The organism is Caballeronia udeis, assembly GCF_001544555.2.
Classification (GTDB): domain Bacteria; phylum Pseudomonadota; class Gammaproteobacteria; order Burkholderiales; family Burkholderiaceae; genus Caballeronia; species Caballeronia udeis.
The window spans coordinates 24,844-43,809 of sequence record NZ_FCOK02000039.1 but is presented as its reverse complement, the minus strand read 5'-3'; the positions used below and the strand labels follow the sequence as shown (position 1 = coordinate 43,809).

Sequence of the window (18,966 nt, the reverse complement as noted above, 5' to 3'; positions counted from 1 at the left end):
CGATGGGCGTATCAGCAGCCGTCGTCGCAGGGACAGCACCGCTCGCGGACTTTCATTAACCCACACCGAGCGCCCCGTCTGAACTGCCTTCGACCGTGTTACGGTGGCCTAAACGCACAAAATCAGCCAAGGGAAGCATGGATATCCTGCAAGTCGTACCGCACTCCACCACGGACACCCTCGCGAGAATCCGGGCAATTTCCGAGTCCTTGCCGGACGCCCAGCTCCAGGTCGGGAAGGCGATACTCGCAGAGCCGGAGTGGTCGGTGCGAGCCAGTGTCGCGGAGATCGCGCAGCGCGCGGGAGTCAGCGCGCCCACCGTCATTCGATTCTGCCGTGCCGTTGGATTCGAGGGCTTGAGCGACTTCAAGCTGCAGCTTGCACAAAGCCTGGCAGTGGGCACGCCGTACCTTCATCGGGCCGTAAACGCCCAGGACGGCGTGCCCAGTCTGATCCACAAGATCTTGTACGCCGCCGCCGCCGTGCTGACCAGCCTTGAAAGCCAGCTCGACGCCGATACGATCAGCCTGGCCATCGAGAAGCTGGCCGCGGCCGAGCGGATCGAGTGCTATAGCGTGGGCAACGTGTCGACCTTCCTCGCGAGCGACGCCCAGTCGCGCTTCGCCCGGCTTGGCCTGATGTCCAACGCATATTTCGATCCGCACATGCAGGTCATATCGGCCGCCTCGCTCTCTCCCCGCGACGTCGTGCTCGCCATCTCGCATGTCGGTCGCATGCCCACCTTGCTGGAGGCGGTAGCACTCGCGCGCGAACAGGGTGCGACGGTGATCGGCATTACACAGCCCGATACGCCACTTGCCAGGCAATGCACTATTCCAATCGGGATGGTCGTGCCCGAGGACGCCGCCGCACGCGTGGGCACGGAGGCTTACATCGCGGGTCAGGTTCTCCTCGAGGTCCTGATGGTCGGCGTAGGTCTGCGGCTTGGGCCCTCCGCACTCGAGCGCCTCAAGCGAGTCCGGTCGGTACTGAGAGAGCGCGGCGTCGACACCGAGGTCCATCCGGCGCTGCAGCGAGCATGGTCCGAAGCGGGACCCGACCCGCTGTAAGAAATAAGACATGTGAACCAAGGCACGGCGTGTGACCCGCCGTCCCCGCCCCTCGCCCCTCGCCCCTCGCCCCTCGCCCCTCGCCCCTCGCCCGTCAAAATTTATTTTTTCCTTTTGACATCGAACAATCGACGTTTTACGCTTAGACATGAAATTTTGTTACACGAAAAAGTTGTCAACGCAATTACGCCGCCCCGTATCCGTACATTAAAAAAGGTGTTTCATTAAGAATAAGAGCAGAGACTTTTCACTTTATCCCTTGTTTTGTAGCGTATCTGTAACCTGTACCGCGAATGAAACGGAAGAATGTCGCAAGAGACGTGTTTATTTTTTGACGAACTCCAGGCAAAAGCTTAGCTTTGGTAGTGAAATTTAATTACATATCAGATCAATCGATGTCAGTCTTCGAGGAGTCACGGCCATGACCGACACCCGGCACGCGCAAAAGCCTGCGCATTGGCTGCTGCAGGGCGGACAAGTGGTCGACGGCACCGGATCGTCGCGGTTTCTCGCCGACGTTCGCGTGGAAAACGGGCGCATCAGCGAAATCGGCGCGGATCTCGGGTTGCGTGGGGCGACATCGATCGATGCAGCCGGGAGAATAGTCGCCCCGGGATTCATCGACGTGCACACGCATGACGACCAAAGTGTGCTGTCATCGCCAGCCATGCTGCCCAAGGTGAGCCAGGGCGTGACCACGGTCGTGGTGGGCAATTGCGGCATCAGCCTCGCACCGCTCGTGCATCCGGACGTGCCGGCGCCGCTGACTCTCCTGGGCGGTTCGGGCAAGCATGTCTATCCGACGATGCGGGCGTACGCCCAAGCCGTCGATGCCGCGAGGCCGGCCGTCAACGTGGCGGCGCTCGTCGGACATTCGACCTTGCGTGTCGCGACAATGGACGACCCTTACCGCGCCGCGACGTCCGCGGAGCAGGCAAAGATGGCCGATCTCATGCGCGAAGCGATGGCCGCGGGCGCGACCGGCTTCAGCAGCGGGCTCTTTTATGACACCAACGCGGCCTCGGACACGGCCGAGGTGACGCTGCTCGCGCGCATCGCGGCCGAAGCAGGGGGCGTCTATACCGCCCACATACGCGATGAAGCCAAGGACGTGATCGCTTCGCTCGACGAAGCATTCACTGCCGCGCGTAATGCCGGGCTACCGCTTGTGATTTCGCATCACAAGTGCGCGGGACCGCTCAACTGGGGCCGCTCGGTCGAGACGCTGGCCCACATAAACGCCGCTCGGCATGGCCAGCCGATCGGCCTGGACGCCTACCCTTATATCGCCGGCTCGACCGTGCTGCGCCCCGACCTGGTGGACGAGGTCATCGAGGTCATGGTGACGTGGTCCGAGCCCTATCCCGCGATGAGCGGGCGCTTGCTCGCCGACATCGCGCGCGAGTGGAACTGCAGCCAGAGGGAGGCTTGCGAGCGCCTGCAGCCGGGCGGCGCGAGCTACTTCCAGATGCGCGAGGACGACGTGCGCCGCGTCCTGCAGTACGAGGCGACGATGATCGGCTCCGACGGCCTGCCGCACGACCGTCATCCGCACCCACGCCTGTGGGGCACCTTTCCGCGCGTGCTAGGGCATTACGCACGCGAACTCGCCCTGTTTCCGCTGGAAGAGGCCGTGCACCGCATGACCGGCCTGTCCGCGCGCCGCTTCAATCTGCTCGACCGTGGCGAGATCGCCGTGGGCAAGCACGCGGATCTGGTCGTGTTCGATCCGGATCTCGTGATCGACCGCGCCACCTACGCGCAGCCGACACTGCTCGCCGACGGTATAGAAAACGTGATGGTGGGCGGCACGATGACTTACGAAGCGCGAGGCGCCACCGGCGAGCGCGCCGGCAAGTTCCTGCGCCTGGGGAGCCGCTCATGAGACCTTCATTGTCGATACCAGCCGCAGAACCCAGCCAGCGCAGCAACTGTGTCGGTTACGATCGCCGGGCCTTTGCCTGGCTGCTCAATACGCCGGCGCTGCTAGCGATCTGCGTGCTGTCCGCATTCCCTATTGCCTACTCTGCCTGGATCAGCCTGCACCGTTACAACCTGCAGAGACCCCATGCGTTCAAATTCGTCGGGATATCGAACTATGTGGACATACTCCAGTCACCCGAGTTCTGGACTTCGCTGTGGATCACCGTCGAGTACACGGTGCTCGTCGTCATGCTGGTGGTGGTGCTCGGCATTCTGATTGCCCTGCTGCTCAACCGCGAGTTTCCCGGGCGGGCGCTGGTGCGCACGCTGGTCCTGCTGCCGTGGGCCATTCCGCCCGTGGTGAACGGCCTGATGTGGCAATGGATCTACGACGCCAAGGTAGGCGCGCTCAACGGCCTGCTTGTGAGCCTTGGCTTGCTCGACCAGTACCGGGGCTGGCTGTCATCGCCCACGTCCGCCCTGCTCGCGCTCGTATTCTCCGAAGTCTGGAGCCTGTTGCCACTTGCCGTCATCCTGCTGCTCTCCGCGCTGCAACGCATTCCCGCAGAACTTTACGAGGCGGCCCGCATGGATGGCGCGAGCAAGTCCCAGCTCTTTCGATACATCACCCTGCCCTGGCTTTCGCAGTCGCTGCTTGTCGTGCTGATCCTGCAGACGATGTCGGCGCTTCGCGCATTCGACGTGATCTACGTGCTCACTGCGGGAGGCCCCGGCACGGCCACCACCACTCTCACCTGGCAGACCTACCTGACCACGTTCAGCAACCTCGATTTTGGCCATGGCAACGCATACGCGTGGCTGGTCAGCCTGATTACGCTCGCGCTCGCGCTGGCCTATTTCCGGGTGCTCTACGGACGCGGAGACATCGAAGCATGAGTACCTTGCCCATCCGTTTTTTCACGCCCGCCGGTCACCGCTCGCGCCGCACCGCATTCCTGGCGCTCGCCGGCATTGCCGTCGCGGTCTACATCCTGGCGCCGTTCTGCTGGCTGCTGCTGACAAGCTTCATGCACGAACGCGACGCCCTTACGGTACCCACGCAGTGGATTCCCCACCATCCGACGCTCGAGCACTATCGGACGTTTTTCCATCCTTCGGGAGCGAGCGCACTGGTGGGTGGCCGCGCCGCGGAGGAAATGCTTCCGGGCATGGTGAACTCGCTGCTCGCCGCGCTGGGCACTGCTGTGGTCAACCTCGTGCTCGGCACGCTGGCTGGCTATAGCCTCGCGCGCCTGCGCTTTCGCGGGCAAAACGCGCTTCTCGGTGTCTATCTCGGCTCGCGCATGGTCCCGGGCATTGCGCTCATCGTGCCGCTGTATCTGACGCTCAAGAACCTCGGCATGCTGGACCATCTGTCCGCGCTGATCACAACCTACGTGACCTTCACGCTCCCGTTCACGATCTGGCTGCTGAAGAACTACTTCCAGACTATCCCGCGCTCACTTGAGGAGGCGGCGTTCATGGACGGTTGCAGCTGGCTGCAGATGCTCGTCAAGGTGCTGCTGCCCGTTGCAATGCCCGGACTTGTCTCCGCGGCGATGTTCGCTTTCATGACCGCCTGGAACGACTACCTGTTTGCCGTGATCCTGACCAGCACGACCGCCTCGAAGACCTTGCCCGTGGTTGTCGCAGGATTTGCCACCGACGTGACGACCCAACGCACGCTGATGGCAACGGGCGGCGTGCTTGCGATCATCCCGCCCCTGGCGCTGGCGTTCCTGTTCCAGCGCCTGATTGTTCAGGGCCTCACCAGTGGTGCCGTGAAGGACTGATCATGACCAACCGTTTAGCGCAATCTCATGGCCTCAAGGAGGACCGCGATGCCGCCCAATGACGATCTTTATAGTCCGATGTCCCGCCGCAGATTCCTGACGCTGTCTGCGCTTGCCGGCGCCGGCGCCGGCGCCACCGTCGGCAACCTCGGGCTGATGTCTTCCGCACGCGCGGCCGACGTTGCCGTTCAGTTTGCGGGCTGGGCCTTCGAGCCTCAGGTGGTTGAACAGCGGCTCAAGCAGTTCATGGCCGAGAACCCCAGCATCAAGGTGAATTACACGCCACTGGACATGCAGCTGTACAACGAGAAAATGATCGCGCTCTTCAATGCCGGCTCCCAGCCGGATGCGTTCTACGTGCGCGACACGGACCTCGGCGCGTGGGTCGACGCCGGCTGGTTACAGCCCGTCGACGGCCTGCCCGGGCTCGACGCGTTGAATAAGGACATCTTCCCATTCGACCGCGAAGCGCTCTTCTACAAGGGCAAGCAGTACGGAACGCCCTACTATGGTGACATCTACGTCTACATCTACGACCGCGCGGCACTCGACAAAGCCGGCGTGAAAGAAGCACCGGTCACGCTCGACCAGTTGAAGACCGCAGCGCTGGAGGTGAAGAAGGCCGGCATCGCCCAGTACCCGATACTCAAGGGCTACAAGACGAACGTGGACGGGCTGAGCGAGTTCTGGTCCATGGTATTCGCCTCCGGCGGGCACATGTTTAATCCCGCCATGGATCCAGTGTTCCCCAATGAGGACAAGACCGCGTTGAGTGTCCTCGAATGGATGCTCGACGCAATGCATGGCTCGCAGATCCTGGACCCGCGCGGCCTTGAGCTCGACGATACCCAAGTGCGCGACACGTTCCTGAGCGGACAGGGCATCTTCACGTCCAATGTCGGCAACGTCTTTCCGCGCTCGAACAATTCGCAGTACAGCAAGCGCGCCGGCAAGATCCACATGACGAGATTCCCCGGGCTCAAGGATGCCGGCCAGGGTCCGATGGGATGGGCGCGCTTGTATGGCATGAGTTCCCAGACGAAGTCCCGCGACGCAGCCTGGCGTCTGATGTATTTTCTTGGCGGCAAGGACGCCCACGGGCAGTACTCGTCTGCAGAGACCTGGTACCTGAAGTATGGCGTCGGCTATCCGTTCAAGGCGCTCGACACGGACCCGCAAATCGCAGCCTCGCAGAAACAACTCGGCTACGAGCCAGCCATTTTCCAGCAGCAGATGGCGCATGCCCGGACGCGGGAGAACATCAGCACCACCTGGTATAGCGAATGGGATCGCTTCACGCAGCAGCAGATCCAGGCAGTGTTGATGCGCCAGACCACGCCCCTCGCGGCACTTACCGCGTCGGCCCAAAAAGCGCAGCAACTGAAGAAAGAGGCAAGCTGATGAGCTATTTCACGCTGGAGCACGACGGCGCAAATCCCCCGGCGGTTTTCCTGCACGGGTTCTGCCAGTCGTCGGTGTATTGGAAGCCGACCGCCGGCCGGCTCGCGGCAGCCGGTATTCGCTGCGTGGCGCCAGACCTGCCGGGCTTCGGTGCATCGGCGGACGAGAGCGGACCGTACACCATGACCGGCCTTGCGAACTCGCTCGCGCGTTTGCTCGATGCGCGCGGCATCGCACGAATCACGCTGGTCGGCGGATCCATGGGAGGCGTCGTGGCCCAACACTTCGTGCTCCGCTACCCGGAGCGCGTCGGGCGCCTGTTGCTCGTCGCAACCGGTGCAACGACCGCAGACCCTGCAGCGGCGCTTGCGAAAGCCGACGCCATGGAGGCCGCGCCCTGGGATGAAGCCGCGATAACCCCGGTCGTCAACGGCTTCTTTCTGCATCCTCCGTCCGACGCGGAGCTAGCCAGATTCCGCAGCATTGCACTCGGAGCCACGCCTGTCGCGGCTATCGAAGCAGCCCGCTCCAATGCCGTGAACGACACGCTCGGGCAGCTTTCGGGCATCAGGGTGCCGACGCTGATCGTCCAGGGACGGCACGATCGCGCGCGCACTCCCGAGCACGGAGAGCTGATGCGTGAGCGTATCCCGGGCGCTGCGCTGGCGATCATCGAGGATGCCGGTCATACGCCTCAGATCGAACAAGCGGACGCGTTCCATGAGGTCGCGCTGCCCTTCCTGCTGGCCGCGCGCCCATGAACCGGCCACCGGCCGCAACCAGCATCCAACAATGGAGATAACTCGCATGACTCTGAACGAAATCGCGGGCAAGGCGTGCCTCGTGACCGGCGCCAGCCGTGGCATCGGCACGGCGGTGGCCAAAGGCCTTGGCGCGCAGGGCGCGAAAGTGATAGTTCATTACCGCAGCGGCCAGGCACAGGCCGAAGCGGTCGCCGCCTATATTGAAGAACACGGCGGCAGCGCCCGCATCGTCCAGGCTGATCTTGCCGAGCCGGGCGCCGCAGACCGGCTGATCCAGGAGACCGTCGCGGCCTTCGGGCGGCTTGACGTGCTGATCAACAACGCTGGAGACCAGATCTCCCGGGTGAGTCTCCCAGACTTTCCCGACGAGCTCTTCGAGCGTCATATGGCAATCAATGTGCGGCCGGTATTCAGCGCATGCCGCGCGGCCGTCCGGCAGTTTCGCAAGCAGAATAGCGGCGGCAACATCATCAACGTCAGCTCGGTCGCGGGGCGGACCGGCGGTGGCGCAGGGTCCGCAGTCTACGCCGGCGCCAAGGCGTTTGTGTCCACGTTCTCACGCTCGATTGCGAAAGAGCATGCGCGCGACGGCATCAGGGTGAACGTCGTCTCGCCCGGTGTCATCACGACCGACATGCAGGACCGGGTGACGTCACAGGAACAGCTCAAGGCCACCGCCACGCAGATCCCGATGGGCCGCATCGGCGATCCGGAGGACTGCGTCGGGACATTCCTGTTCCTGTGCTCCGATCAATTGAGCGGCTATGTGACCGGCCAAGTGGTCGAGATCAACGGCGGTCTGCTGATGCCGTGAGCCCCAGGGCCGCGCATTCACCACCCGCATATTTTCCGGAGTCATCGCCTTGACAGACCTCAGCATCAAGAATGTTCGAAAGTCGTACGGGTCCCACGCCGTCATTCACGGCATCAACGTGGATGTCGCCGACGGCGAGTTTGCCGTGCTGGTGGGACCGTCGGGATGTGGCAAGTCCACACTGCTGCGCATGATCGCGGGTCTCGAGACCATCAGCTCGGGCGAGATCCGCGTGTCGGGACGAGTGGTCAATGACCTGTCGCCGAAGGACCGCGACATGGCGATGGTGTTTCAAAACTATGCGCTCTACCCGCATATGACCGTGGGGGAGAACATGGGCTTCTCGCTCACAATCAGCAACGTGCGGAAGGCCGAAATCGAGCAGCGGGTACGGCGCGCCGCCGAGATCCTGGCGCTGGGCCCGCTTCTTGAGCGCTATCCCCGCCAGCTTTCCGGCGGCCAGCGCCAGCGCGTCGCAATGGGGCGCGCGATTGTGCGGGATCCGCAAGTCTTCCTGTTCGACGAACCCCTGTCGAATCTGGACGCCAAGCTGCGCGTCGCCATGCGCACCGAGATAAAGCAGTTGCACCAGCGTCTGCACACCACGACCATCTATGTCACGCACGACCAGGTCGAAGCAATGACGCTCGCCGACAAGATCGTCGTGATGCGCGACGGTGTAGTCGAGCAAGTAGGCGCACCGCTCGACGTCTACGACCAGCCGCGCAACGTGTTCGTCGCGGGCTTCATCGGCTCCCCGGCCATGAACTTCATCGAGGGTGACCTCGTCGACGGCGAGCAAGGGACGGTGTTCAGTTCCGCGAGCGGCTTCACGGTGCCCTTTGGGCGCCGGCTCGCCGTGGAGTGCCCGCGGCCTGTGATCCTTGGCATCCGGCCCGAGCATTTCTCCGCTACGGAGAACGGCACGCCAACCGAGGTTGTGGTGGTCGAAACAACCGGATCGGCCACCCAGGTCAACGTTCGCCGGGGCACGGACGAGCTTGTCTGCGAGTTTCGAGAACGTGTTCTGGCTCGCCCGGGCGAGACCTTGCGCATCTCGCCGCGGCCGGAGGCGATCCATCTGTTCGATGCGCAAACCGGACAGCGCGTCATCGAGCGGGAGCATTCCTTGGCCGCATGAATCCTTCGTTTGCTTCGTGCGCAAGATGCGCAGGATAGCGCGCCGCGGCGGTCAATCGGGAATCAGTAAGCGGCTGCGCGTGAGCACATCTTTCACGAGTTCTACGATGGCGTCCATCCCTCCATGACGCTCTTCCTGGTAGGCCACGAAAAAGGCTTGCTGGGTGATGGGCCGTTCGGTGTTGAGCACATGAATCAGCCCACCCTCGATGTCGGAGCGCATGATCGCGGGAGACAGCACCGCCGCCGCATGTCCCGCCGCCACAAGCCGCAACATGGTAGACAGGGAATTGCATGAGCTGATGTTTTCCGGCGTACAACCCGCGTTGCGGAACCAGTTCATTACGAGCGAATGGTTCGACGACGGCTGGGAGACGGTGATGATGGGAACAGACTCAAGGGCGCGAGGCGTGGCGATGGGGTTAGGCACGAGTTGCGGCGACGCAACCCAGTGGAGGTCGGTATGTCCGATGGCCGTCTCCACCACATACGGAGCATCGGTGGAATCGTTCAGTATTGCGACGTCGATTTCGCGAGCGCCTAGCTTGCGGCCGAGCGTCACGCCGACATCGATGGTGAGTTCGATTTTCATCTGCGGGTAGCGCGTCTTCATATGCGTGAGCAAGTCCGCCAGACCTGCCTGAGCGATGGACTCGTTCGCGCCAAGCCGCAGCAGCCCTTGCATGGGGTCGCGGCTTTTGCCGATTCGTTCGAGATTGTCGGCGAGCTTGAGCATTTTCTCTGCGTTGGCGAGTGCTTCGCGGCCCGCCAGCGTGAGCTCGGAGCGACTCCGGCCGCGCTCGAAGAGCCGCACGCCGAGGTGTTCCTCGAACTCCTGGATGCGCGCCGAGATTGTGGGCTGCGTGAGATGCTGGTGACGCGCAGCCGCGTGAAATCCGCCCAGTCGCGCAACCCAGTAAAAGGTTTCGATTTGCTGCAAGGAAATGCGCATGATCGTAATTCTCTATCAGTTAGCTTCACTAACTTTGATTATCTCCTGTCAAATTTGCCTTTGTATAGTTGATTCGCTGAATTGGTTGCGTTTTTACTGATGCCGACGTGGTCTGACCCATGCGTCCGTTTGCGGCAAGACAGCCCATGGCATCGATCGCCTCGCGCAATCACCCCCGATCTCCAGACACAATTTGTAGCGCAGGGCCAGTCACAAAATCGATATATAAATCACAACGTTAATTTGGACTACCGATGATAAAAAAATCACTGATTGTTGTTGCACTCTCCAGCACGTTCGCGGTGCCGGCATTCGCGCAAAGCAGCGTTACGCTGTACGGCCTGATCGACGAAGGCCTGACCTACGCCAGCAACTCCGCCGGCCACAGCCAGTGGGCCATGCAAAGCGGCGTGGAAGGCGGCAGCCGATGGGGTCTGAAAGGCAGCGAGGATCTTGGCGGGGGAACGAGGGCGATCTTCCAGTTGGAAAACGGCTACAACCTCTCTACCGGCACGCTTGGACAGGGCGGCCTCGAATTCGGACGGCAGGCCTGGGTCGGCCTTGCGAATCAAGGGTGGGGAACGCTGACCATCGGCCGCCAATATGACCCGGTGGTCGACATGGTCGCGCCGACCACATCCAACGGCCAGTGGGGTGGACTGTTCTCGCATCCAAGCGATATCGATAACACCGACAATGCCTTTCGCGTGAACAACTCCGTCAAGTACGTCACGCCAACCTGGAAGGGCGTCACCGCCGAGGTGATGTATGCATTCGGCGGCGTGGCAGGCAACTTCCGCCAGAACAGCACGATCGCCGGCGGCGCGAATTACCGCAATGGTCCCCTGTACCTGGGCACTGCGTACTTCTACGCCACCAACCCCGCGCAACAATTCACCGACGGCGGTTTCAAGCCGAACGCAACGCCGGGTGTTTCGAACGGAGAAGGCGCGTTCGGCTACGTGGGCAATCCGGGCAATATGCAGAACATCGGCGTGGGCGGCGCGTACACGATCGGCCAGGCACGCTTCAGCCTTGCCTATACGAATACGAAGTTCGATGACGCAAGCGGGGTGAAGGGCAACACCGTCACCTTCGACAACTATGAAGTCTGGGGTCAATATCAGGTGACGCCGGCGACGACGCTCGGCGCCGGCTACACCTTCACGGAAGGCAAGGTGGACTACAACGGCGCGAAACCGAAGTACAACCAGGTCAACCTGCTGGCTGATTACGCCCTCTCCAAACGCACGGACGTCTACTTCAATGGGGCATATCAAAAGGCCTCGGGCGGGGCAAATGCCGATATCTACCAGGGATTCCCGGCAGTGGAATCAAGCACGACCACGCAATGGGTCGCGCGCGCGGGTCTGCGCGTGAAGTTCTGAACTGCGGGCGAGTTGTTCGCCGTTCGTACCACGCCGGTTTAACGCGCTCTATCAGCAACTTGCGGAAGACTTGATTACCGGCGGCCGGCCTCGTCGGTTTATCGTGCCGCGCGTTTCGGCCGGGCGGCCACCATGACTGAAATAGGAAAAGGATATGAATACAAGAATGGCTGCGCTCGCCCCTGCCCGGAAGTCATCGGTTCGATGGAGGATCTTCTGGTTCCTGCTCGTGCTGATAACGGTCAACTACGTGGACCGGGCTTCACTCTCCGTCGCGATGCCGCTAATCGCAAAGGAGTTCACGCTCTCGCCGGTCATGCAAGGGCTTATCCTGAGTTCGTTCTTCTGGTCGTACACGGTCATGCAAATTCCTTCCGGCATGCTGGTCGACCGCTTCAAGCCCCGCCTCGTGATCACGGTCGCCACGCTGATCTGGGGCGCGTTCCAGGCCGGCGCGGGATTCTGCACCAATGCCCTTTCGCTGCTGGTCATGCGGCTGGGCCTCGGGTTTTCCGAAGCCTCGATCGCGCCCGCCGGCGGCAAGCTCAACGCACTATGGCTCACGCGCAACGAGCGCACGCGCGGCGCTTCGCTGATGGACGGTGGTGCGCCGCTTGGCGCGGCCGTGGGCTCCATCCTGATCTCGGCGTTGATCGCGTTGTTCGGTTCGTGGCGCATCGCATTCTTGGTGGCCGGCGCGGCCACAGCACTGGTTGGCGCCCTCGCGTGGGCGTACATACGCAATCATCCCCGCGAGCATCCCGCCGTCAACGAAGCCGAAGCCGCGTTTATCGAGAGTTCGCACGACGAGGAGTTGAGGCGCGAGCCGGCCGACGCCTCCGGGCGCGCGCTCGACTTCCTGAAGTACCGCTCGTTCCTGTTAATGTTTTTTGGGTTCATGTGCTGCAACACGCTCTTCAACGGCCTGCTCACGTGGATGCCAAGCTATCTGATGAAAGAACACGGCCTCGATATCCGCCAGATGGGTGGATCGAGCTTCATCATCTACTTCTCCGGCTTCGTCGGAGAACTCGTCGGCGCGTGGATCGCGGACAAATGGCTGGCCTCGGGCGGCAGACCGAATACGGTGTTGCGCACGATCTTCGGAATCGCCGCCGTCATTGCCACGGTCTCGGTGTTTTCGGTGGCTTACTTGTCGAGCACCACGCTTGTCGTCGTGCTTCTATCGTGCACTGTGTTTTTCTTGCGCTGGGGCAACCTTTACTGGTGCATTCCGCCGCTGCTCGGCACGCGCGCCAAAGTGGGCACGCTCGGGGGATTCCTGAACCTGGGGGCTGCGATCGGCGGCATCGGCGCGCCCATCCTGGTTGGCGCGATCGTGCAGGCGACTGGCTCGTACTTCCTCGCCATGATGTTTTTCGCCGCGACCGGCGTCGGGTTGTTGCTCTGCTCGCTCGGCATCGACTACGAAAAGAAGCTTCCGGTATGACGCTCGCCGCGCCCGGAACGCGGGCATGCGCGTCCCTTTATGCGACTAGCCAGACCGGCCTGAATACTTCTCTTTAACAGCAGCACAACCGTCAACAAGGACGCTTCGATGGACACAAACGACTCGCATGCCCAACCCTGGCAATGGCCCGACCACCATTGGCGAAAATTGGTCGAACAGGTTCGCGCCGGAAGAGCGCTTCGTCCTACGGCCTGGCCGGCCGGGGCCCAATGCGCGGTCGCACTCTCGTTCGACTGCGATCACGAAACGAGCGAATTGCGCGAGGGTGGAAATTCTATCGGCCGGCTCAGCTGGGGGCAGTACGGCAGCCGTGCGGGGATGCCGCGCATTCTCGAGGTGTTGCGCAGGCATGCCGTGTCCGCCTCCTTCTTCGTGCCGGCGGTGACCGCGCTGCTTCATCCGGAGGAGGCCCAGCGCATTGTCGGCGAAGGCCATGAAGTGGGCCTGCACGGCTGGATCCACGAACTGAATTCCATCTTGCCGCATGAGGCCGAACGCGATCTGCTGCTGCGCTCGGCGGATACGCTCGAGTCGATCACGGGGCAGCGCGCGGTCGGCATGCGCACACCATCGTGGGATTTCAGCCCGAACACCCTCTCGATCGCGCGTGAGATGGGATTGCGCTACGATTCGTCGCTAATGGCGGACGTCGACTGCTATGAGTTGCTCGAGGCCGGTGTGCCGAGCGGACTGGTGGAGTTGCCGGTCGAGTGGATCCGCGACGACGGCGCTTATCTCATCATGAACCGCTTCGAAGCGATACGGCCCTACACGTCCCCCGCCGACGTGTACGATATCTTTCGCCGCGAGTTCGACGCCGCCTACGTTGAAGGCGGAATTTTCCAGCTGACGATGCATCCGCATGTGACCGGCTACCGTTCGCGGATCTGGATTCTTGAAGAAATCATCCGGCACGCGCAGTCGCATCCGAAGGTTTGGTTCGCAACACACCGGGACGTCGCACAGTGGGCGCTTGAACACGCGCAATAGAGCGGATTGAGGAGAGGGTTTCAGCTTGCTCATCGCGGGCTCTCAAATCAGTCAGACCGACACTCTAACCGATTCGTTGATCGCTATTTGCACCACAGCCGATGGAAGTTGCATGCTCGACGGGCGTGTGGATGTCGAGCATGCGCAGCGCCAGCTCATTCAAGCTTAAACCTGAGTGGCCAACAGGAGGCCACTCACACGCACGCGCAGGCCCGTGCCATCAGTACGGTTCTGTATTTCAAAGGATGCGCCATGCTTTTCGGCTATCTTGGCTGCAATGGCCAAGCCTAGCCCGCTTCCTTGTCCGGTCGTGTTCGCGGCGCGATAGAAGCGATCCAGAACGCGCTCCAACTCGCTTGGCGGAATGCCCGGTCCATCGTCGATTACCTCGACCGCGGCCATACCCGAAGTTACCGTAACCCTTACATCAACTCGCCCACCAGCACCCGCGTAGCGAAGCGCGTTGTCGACCAGATTGGTAAGCAGAGTGATCAGCGAGTTTTCGTCGCCACGAACAATTATTCTATCGTTCGACCGTGCTACGCCGACGCATTCCAATCCGAGGTCGATTTTCCTGTCCTCCGCTAAAATTGACAGCTCGCCGATCACCTGGGACGCAATGATTGGCAGATCAACCCTTCCCTCTCGCGCGGTAAACTCCGCGTCTTCTCGCGCTAGTGCGAGAAGTTGTTGCACCAAGTGAATCGCGCGGTTTACTCGCTCCTCTAATCGCTGTAGCCAAGAAGGGTCAGACGATACGGATCCATCGCGCCGGGCGGCCTGAATCTGAAGTTTGAGCGCCGTTAGCGGCGTTCGCAATTCATGCGCGGCATCGGCGACGAACACGCGTTGGCTTTGGAGCGCTCCACGTAATCGTATGAGCATGCCGTTCAATGCGTCAACGAGCGGCTGGACCTCGGTCGGCACCGCACTATCCTTTTCAATGGGTTGCAATGTTTCGACGGAGCGTGCCGCAAGGGCCTTTGAAAGAGTATTCACGGGGCGCAGAGCCCGTCTCACGATAAGCAGGACGAAGGCTATTTCAAAGGGAAGCACGGTCAACAAAGGCCACAGGGTTCGCAAGGCAAGCTTCAATGCCAATTCATCTCGAACAAAAGTCGGTTGCGCAAGCTGCACAAATCGAGACGATTGTTGTACCCCAAACACGCGAAAGTGCTTCTCGCCGATCTCTATCGAGTGGAAGCCGGGTTTTTGCAATGGAAACTGTGCGCTGGGAACCGAACGGTAGATTTCCTTGCCTTGCGCATCCCAGATTTGAATGACGACTCGCTCATCATCCAGTCCCTCGACATCTCTATCCGGGTGGGTTATCAATTCAGTGGCAGCAACAGACGGCGGCAGAGAGAGTGCGATGGAGCGAAGTTCGTAGTCGAAAAGTTCGTTGGCTTCTTCCAAGGCACTTCGGAAAATTCCATACCCCGCGATCACCGTCGCTAGGCCAAGGACCAAAACGAGCCCCACTAAAAGCTGCGCGCGCACTGATTTCAATCTAACCTCGCTCGGCGTCGCCGCCTACATTGAGTCGCCTACCTTACACTCACCCCGATTTCCGAGGCGTGTCGTTCATTGCCCGATTGCGAAGCTATCCAATCATCATCGATGACGACGCTTTTCTGCGGATGTTCATTTACTCTCGTTTGTCGGACAACATTTAATTGAGCCGTCGAGTAGACGGTCACCCGGCTGTTTCGCTGTGCACCATAGTTCGACGGGGTGTGACATGGTCCTTGCACTGCCCACAGCCTGTGGGCCGACAAGAACCAACCGCCAATCCGCCTAAACGATCGAGAACGATTTGTGGCTGGGCCGAGCATCGAAGTTGCACGTGGAATCTACCTGGTCACAACATTCGGAGAACAATTCTGCCTTTAAACAAGAACCGATGTGTGAGCGCGCCAACAATATGCAGCCCAATCAGTAAATGTGAGGAGATGTCTTGCGCTTCGCGACATGGCGACGTTCGAAAAAGCACGCTCCCGAAAACCTTTGATCATGCGAATGCGGCTCATCGCTTTCGACGCCTGCATTGGAGATTTTCGTTTGTATCCGGTTGGGCAGACTCGCAATCTCGACAACCGTCGTCAACTTTCCTGCAGATGCTAGAACAAGCAGACTTAAGAGATGCTTAAGTAAAACTACTCCTGTACGCCTTAACGACGACGGAACTCACTCAGACGATAGCCGACGCCACGTATGGTTACGATCTGGTCCGCTCCAAAATTCAAAAAAGTGTGCTCTCGCGATTGTTTGCGGAAGCACACCTGTTTTTGCCCTGCCACGTGTCGAGGACTGCTTGCAAAAAGCTCTAGGGTATCAGTGGTGTCCGTAAAGCGGTTCCCAGTTTGCAGATGCGGAATGGTGACCCGACTGCGCTGCACCACCTGTCACTCCACCCACTCCGGTGTCTGCCGCATGCTCCGCATCATTCTGGGCAGCAACACGGGCTTCGGCGGCCTGGATGTCATCTGGATAGGTGGTAGTGTCGCGCTTAGCAGGGTTGTAGCCGGCCCTTTCCAACTGAACCAACTCGGCACGCACCTGAGCACGGGTCACCGGCGTGTTCGACTGTTGAGCAAATGCGGCGACTGGAGCCGCCAGCACGGCGGCTACAAAAAAGGCTTGACAAAGAATCTTCATGATTTGATACCTCCACTATTTCTACCGTCACGAACAGCCCTGTTCGCAACCGGTAAGCACACGATAAAGTACACACGCTTAACGCATGATTAAGCGATTGGCGTAAGCGAGAAAAACGAGCCGGCATCGTTTTTATTTTTCATAAAACCTAAGCGTCGTCAAAGATCGCGGTCCTGTACGTTTGCGGCTCTCCATCCGTGACAACCCGCCGGGATGGGGGGCGCACGCACGCACCAACGCTCGGTGTATCCCTATGTCACCAAGGCTTGTTCCCACCGAGTGTGAGAACGACGTGCCCCGCCGCACAGCGATAGCCCCAGCGGAAGAAACAGTGTTGATTGCAGGGTGCTGAGTAGAAATATGATGACAAGCTACAACGCGCTGAGGCGCTAACATCCATACAACCGGAACGGTTACCCGTCGCAAATGCGTAGCAAGAAAGTTGCGCCAGTTTTTCTATTCCGTAGCGAGGCTGGAAACCAATGGCGTATCGGTGCAGCAGTCCGTGTACTGCGCCGGAATCATCCGACGTTAGTTCTATCACTTTCAGTGCACAGAAGATTGTTGGCGCCGGTGTCGCAGCGCTATTGGGGCATTAGCTTCATTTAACCGATCCCTGTTCAGGTCGGCGGCTTCCTCGAAGAAGTATTGTGTTTCGCGCGCGACGAGGTCACGTTCATTGTCCATCGTGATCACGTGATAACAGTCATCCAGGAATATCTTGCGTCGTCGTTGCGAACCCACACCCGAATATACGAGGTCCGCATTGGCCGTCGTGGAAATATCGTCGTCTATCGCGTGGATCAACAAGCAATCCGCTTTTATGGTCCTGATGTTCTTCGTTACGTAGCGCGCCAGCGCCCTTGCTTCAAAAATATGGTGCATCGACAAGCTGGCCGCGCCAATCTCGGAATCACCCTGACGCTCCATGCTCTTCGCCACTTTCGCTCGAAGCGCCGCATTCTTTAAGCCATAGGGTGAGCGCTCGGGCAAACTGTAAAAATTCCGGATGGGTGTTTTGTAAGCAAGGCTAAGCATCCAGTGATACCAGGGAATGGTCCAGCCATCGTAGTTCAGTGTCACGGACAGCAACGACAGTGCCAGAAGTTCAGGTTCTTCTACGGCAAGAGCCAGCGCCAATGTCGCCCCAATGCATAGACCGCCTACTGAAACGCTGCCGTACGCAGAGGTGAGTTTTTGGTAGTGCGCTCTGACCTGTTCGCGCCACTCAACCGACGTGGTGCACGGGGTTCCAAGTCCGTAACCGTCAAGGTATGGAGCATGGACGGCAAAACCTTGCTTGGCGAGCGCTCGGGCGAGGTAACCCATCTCTTGCGGCGTGCTTCGCAATCCATGGAGCAGCAAGACTGCGTGATTTCGACTACTTGCCGGATGAAAAATGTCCTGCATCAAGACGTCTTGCTCGCTCATCCGACAGCCTTTGAGGGAATTTTCATGATCAGGTAGGCACCGTGGGCGGTGGGGAAGCGCTCCAACTGACACATCAAATCAGAAAGAGCCGGATTCCGGCGAGGCAAGCTCACCTGCCAACTTCGTGTGCCCAAGTCGCTCGATTGCTCGAACGCGGCGGCGAACGTCGATGCGTCGCTCTCGGAAAATGTCGCCATCAATCGCGCTGAGACGGCTTCCCCTTCCAAAGGAGCAATCTCTTGGTGAAGCGATTCGCTGACATACTCGTAGGACGATCCGACTTTACCTACATATAAGACATCTGCGTTTTCGTCCGTGAACTGCCGGAGCAATCGGTCTGAAATCAAATGCGACGCCTCGGCACTTCTTCTTCGCTTGTCTGAGCGTAAAAGCATTTGATGCCGAGATCTGGCGACCTCTGCGAAAAGTTTCGCTTCATGCTGGGTTCGTCGAAGCCACTCGATCATGCCAAGGAACAAAAGCGTAGCTACGGGAAACCCTACAAAAAGGATCACATCCTCTTTATCAAAGTAACTAAAGTTTGCGTACGGCGGAACGAAGAAATAGTCCGCGACTGGCACCCCGATAGTCACTACAAGTATCGCTGGACCGAACCCCAGGAAAAATCCTACCAGGACGGCCGCAATCGTAAAAAAGAGCGCGGGCATGTGCGCTTCAAGCACAGGATGCATCAATTCCCGGGCGCCGAAAGCGGCAAGTGCCGCGACAAGCGCCACTGCGTAGCGCCATGGGCCTCGCGGCGCCCAACTCCTTGCGTTGTTTAGCATTCGTGCTCCGTTGACCCTCAATAAACATCGGTCCCCAGCGAACGATGCGACTTATCCGACAATAGACTAGACCACCAAGGCTTAAGCTTTCCTTAGGCGCGTGATAAATCAGACTTCACAAGGCAGCAATTTCCGATGGCTCGACGTGATTGCACCGGTGAGTGCAAGTTGCGATCACGCTCAAACTTATGGGCTCCTGACAGAGTTGAGTGGCATTTCATTGTGATTTTCCAAGACAAACAAGACTCTGCTCCGATTTGACAGAGGTACGACTCAATTGGTGCCGCGGTATTGAGGATTGGGCGCCAGTACACAAGGCACAAGGCGCGAAGGCCCGGGAACCATCGGTTACCTATGTTTCGTCTAAGTCGAGGTCGGCAAAG

16 protein-coding genes are annotated in these 18,966 nt (G+C 60.0%); 11 read left to right on the top strand and 5 right to left on the bottom strand.

Annotation, left to right across the window (positions count from 1 at the left end; translation table 11 throughout):
- Positions 1–137 precede the first annotated feature (137 nt).
- The 8 genes from AWB69_RS25085 (at position 138) to AWB69_RS25050 (ending at position 8,906) form a co-directional block, all read left to right on the top strand.
- Positions 138–1,070, top strand: a complete 933-nt coding sequence (locus AWB69_RS25085) for an SIS domain-containing protein (protein ID WP_062089524.1) — start codon at positions 138–140, stop codon at positions 1,068–1,070.
- A 421-nt stretch (positions 1,071–1,491) separates the two neighbouring features.
- Complete coding sequence (locus tag AWB69_RS25080) at positions 1,492–2,955, top strand: N-acyl-D-amino-acid deacylase family protein (RefSeq protein WP_062089523.1); 1,464 nt, start codon at positions 1,492–1,494, stop codon at positions 2,953–2,955.
- On the top strand, positions 2,952–3,890 hold the full coding sequence (locus tag AWB69_RS25075) for a carbohydrate ABC transporter permease (protein ID WP_063977896.1): 939 nt from the start codon (positions 2,952–2,954) through the stop codon (positions 3,888–3,890). Before AWB69_RS25080 ends, AWB69_RS25075 begins: the two co-directional genes overlap by 4 nt.
- Entirely contained in the window at positions 3,887–4,786 is a 900-nt protein-coding gene (locus tag AWB69_RS25070) for a carbohydrate ABC transporter permease (protein WP_062089521.1), read from the top strand. Before AWB69_RS25075 ends, AWB69_RS25070 begins: the two co-directional genes overlap by 4 nt.
- Before the next feature lie 48 nt (positions 4,787–4,834).
- Complete coding sequence (locus AWB69_RS25065; protein WP_062089520.1) at positions 4,835–6,187, top strand: extracellular solute-binding protein; 1,353 nt, start codon at positions 4,835–4,837, stop codon at positions 6,185–6,187.
- A complete protein-coding gene (locus AWB69_RS25060) occupies positions 6,187–6,948 on the top strand; it encodes an alpha/beta fold hydrolase (RefSeq protein ID WP_062089519.1) in 762 nt (253 codons plus the stop codon). The genes AWB69_RS25065 and AWB69_RS25060 overlap by 1 nt, the downstream gene beginning before the upstream one ends.
- 46 nt (positions 6,949–6,994) lie before the next feature.
- A complete protein-coding gene (locus AWB69_RS25055) occupies positions 6,995–7,765 on the top strand; it encodes an SDR family NAD(P)-dependent oxidoreductase (RefSeq protein ID WP_231937223.1) in 771 nt (256 codons plus the stop codon).
- Between the two features lie 49 nt (positions 7,766–7,814).
- A complete protein-coding gene (locus tag AWB69_RS25050) occupies positions 7,815–8,906 on the top strand; it encodes an ABC transporter ATP-binding protein (RefSeq protein ID WP_062089518.1) in 1,092 nt (363 codons plus the stop codon).
- Positions 8,907–8,957: 51 nt separating this feature from the next.
- On the opposite strand, the gene AWB69_RS25045 is transcribed toward AWB69_RS25050, so the two are convergent.
- The gene (locus AWB69_RS25045; protein WP_062089517.1) at positions 8,958–9,857 is read right to left on the bottom strand and encodes a LysR family transcriptional regulator; all 900 of its coding nucleotides are present in this window, start codon (positions 9,855–9,857) and stop codon (positions 8,958–8,960) included.
- A gap of 254 nt (positions 9,858–10,111) precedes the next feature.
- Between AWB69_RS25045 and AWB69_RS25040 the strand changes: the two genes are divergently transcribed.
- The 3 genes from AWB69_RS25040 (at position 10,112) to AWB69_RS25030 (ending at position 13,706) form a co-directional block, all read left to right on the top strand.
- Positions 10,112–11,245, top strand: a complete 1,134-nt coding sequence (locus tag AWB69_RS25040) for a porin (RefSeq protein ID WP_062089516.1) — start codon at positions 10,112–10,114, stop codon at positions 11,243–11,245.
- A gap of 154 nt (positions 11,246–11,399) precedes the next feature.
- Positions 11,400–12,695 (top strand): MFS transporter, encoded by a 1,296-nt coding sequence (locus AWB69_RS25035; protein ID WP_062089515.1) that lies wholly within the window; start codon positions 11,400–11,402, stop codon positions 12,693–12,695.
- Between the two features lie 108 nt (positions 12,696–12,803).
- Positions 12,804–13,706 (top strand): polysaccharide deacetylase family protein, encoded by a 903-nt coding sequence (locus tag AWB69_RS25030; RefSeq protein ID WP_062089514.1) that lies wholly within the window; start codon positions 12,804–12,806, stop codon positions 13,704–13,706.
- A 165-nt stretch (positions 13,707–13,871) separates the two neighbouring features.
- On the opposite strand, the gene AWB69_RS25025 is transcribed toward AWB69_RS25030, so the two are convergent.
- From AWB69_RS25025 to AWB69_RS25010, 4 genes are all read right to left on the bottom strand, one after another.
- Positions 13,872–15,122, bottom strand: a complete 1,251-nt coding sequence (locus AWB69_RS25025; RefSeq protein ID WP_331712690.1) for an ATP-binding protein — start codon at positions 15,120–15,122, stop codon at positions 13,872–13,874.
- A gap of 918 nt (positions 15,123–16,040) precedes the next feature.
- On the bottom strand, positions 16,041–16,364 hold the full coding sequence (locus AWB69_RS25020) for a DUF4148 domain-containing protein (RefSeq protein WP_062089512.1): 324 nt from the start codon (positions 16,362–16,364) through the stop codon (positions 16,041–16,043).
- 546 nt (positions 16,365–16,910) lie between these two features.
- On the bottom strand, positions 16,911–17,795 hold the full coding sequence (locus AWB69_RS25015) for an alpha/beta hydrolase (RefSeq protein ID WP_062089511.1): 885 nt from the start codon (positions 17,793–17,795) through the stop codon (positions 16,911–16,913).
- Positions 17,792–18,583, bottom strand: coding sequence for a DUF4118 domain-containing protein (locus AWB69_RS25010; RefSeq protein ID WP_082913572.1), 792 nt, complete (start codon positions 18,581–18,583; stop codon positions 17,792–17,794). The genes AWB69_RS25015 and AWB69_RS25010 overlap by 4 nt, the downstream gene beginning before the upstream one ends.
- Between the last annotated feature and the right edge of the window lie 383 nt (positions 18,584–18,966).

What these genes read in the sequence shown, in the direction of transcription:
- AWB69_RS25045 (WP_062089517.1), bottom strand. Translation starts at nt 9,857, where the DNA reads ATGCGCATTTCCTTGCAGCAAATCGAAACCTTTTACTGGGTTGCGCGA.
- AWB69_RS25080 (WP_062089523.1), top strand. Translation starts at nt 1,492, where the DNA reads ATGACCGACACCCGGCACGCGCAAAAGCCTGCGCATTGGCTGCTGCAG.
- AWB69_RS25055 (WP_231937223.1), top strand. Translation starts at nt 6,995, where the DNA reads ATGACTCTGAACGAAATCGCGGGCAAGGCGTGCCTCGTGACCGGCGCC.
- AWB69_RS25085 (WP_062089524.1), top strand. Translation starts at nt 138, where the DNA reads ATGGATATCCTGCAAGTCGTACCGCACTCCACCACGGACACCCTCGCG.
- AWB69_RS25075 (WP_063977896.1), top strand. Translation starts at nt 2,952, where the DNA reads ATGAGACCTTCATTGTCGATACCAGCCGCAGAACCCAGCCAGCGCAGC.
- AWB69_RS25035 (WP_062089515.1), top strand. Translation starts at nt 11,400, where the DNA reads ATGAATACAAGAATGGCTGCGCTCGCCCCTGCCCGGAAGTCATCGGTT.
- AWB69_RS25060 (WP_062089519.1), top strand. Translation starts at nt 6,187, where the DNA reads ATGAGCTATTTCACGCTGGAGCACGACGGCGCAAATCCCCCGGCGGTT.
- AWB69_RS25015 (WP_062089511.1), bottom strand. Translation starts at nt 17,795, where the DNA reads ATGAGCGAGCAAGACGTCTTGATGCAGGACATTTTTCATCCGGCAAGT.
- AWB69_RS25070 (WP_062089521.1), top strand. Translation starts at nt 3,887, where the DNA reads ATGAGTACCTTGCCCATCCGTTTTTTCACGCCCGCCGGTCACCGCTCG.
- AWB69_RS25030 (WP_062089514.1), top strand. Translation starts at nt 12,804, where the DNA reads ATGGACACAAACGACTCGCATGCCCAACCCTGGCAATGGCCCGACCAC.
- AWB69_RS25065 (WP_062089520.1), top strand. Translation starts at nt 4,835, where the DNA reads ATGCCGCCCAATGACGATCTTTATAGTCCGATGTCCCGCCGCAGATTC.
- AWB69_RS25040 (WP_062089516.1), top strand. Translation starts at nt 10,112, where the DNA reads ATGATAAAAAAATCACTGATTGTTGTTGCACTCTCCAGCACGTTCGCG.
- AWB69_RS25010 (WP_082913572.1), bottom strand. Translation starts at nt 18,583, where the DNA reads ATGCTAAACAACGCAAGGAGTTGGGCGCCGCGAGGCCCATGGCGCTAC.
- AWB69_RS25020 (WP_062089512.1), bottom strand. Translation starts at nt 16,364, where the DNA reads ATGAAGATTCTTTGTCAAGCCTTTTTTGTAGCCGCCGTGCTGGCGGCT.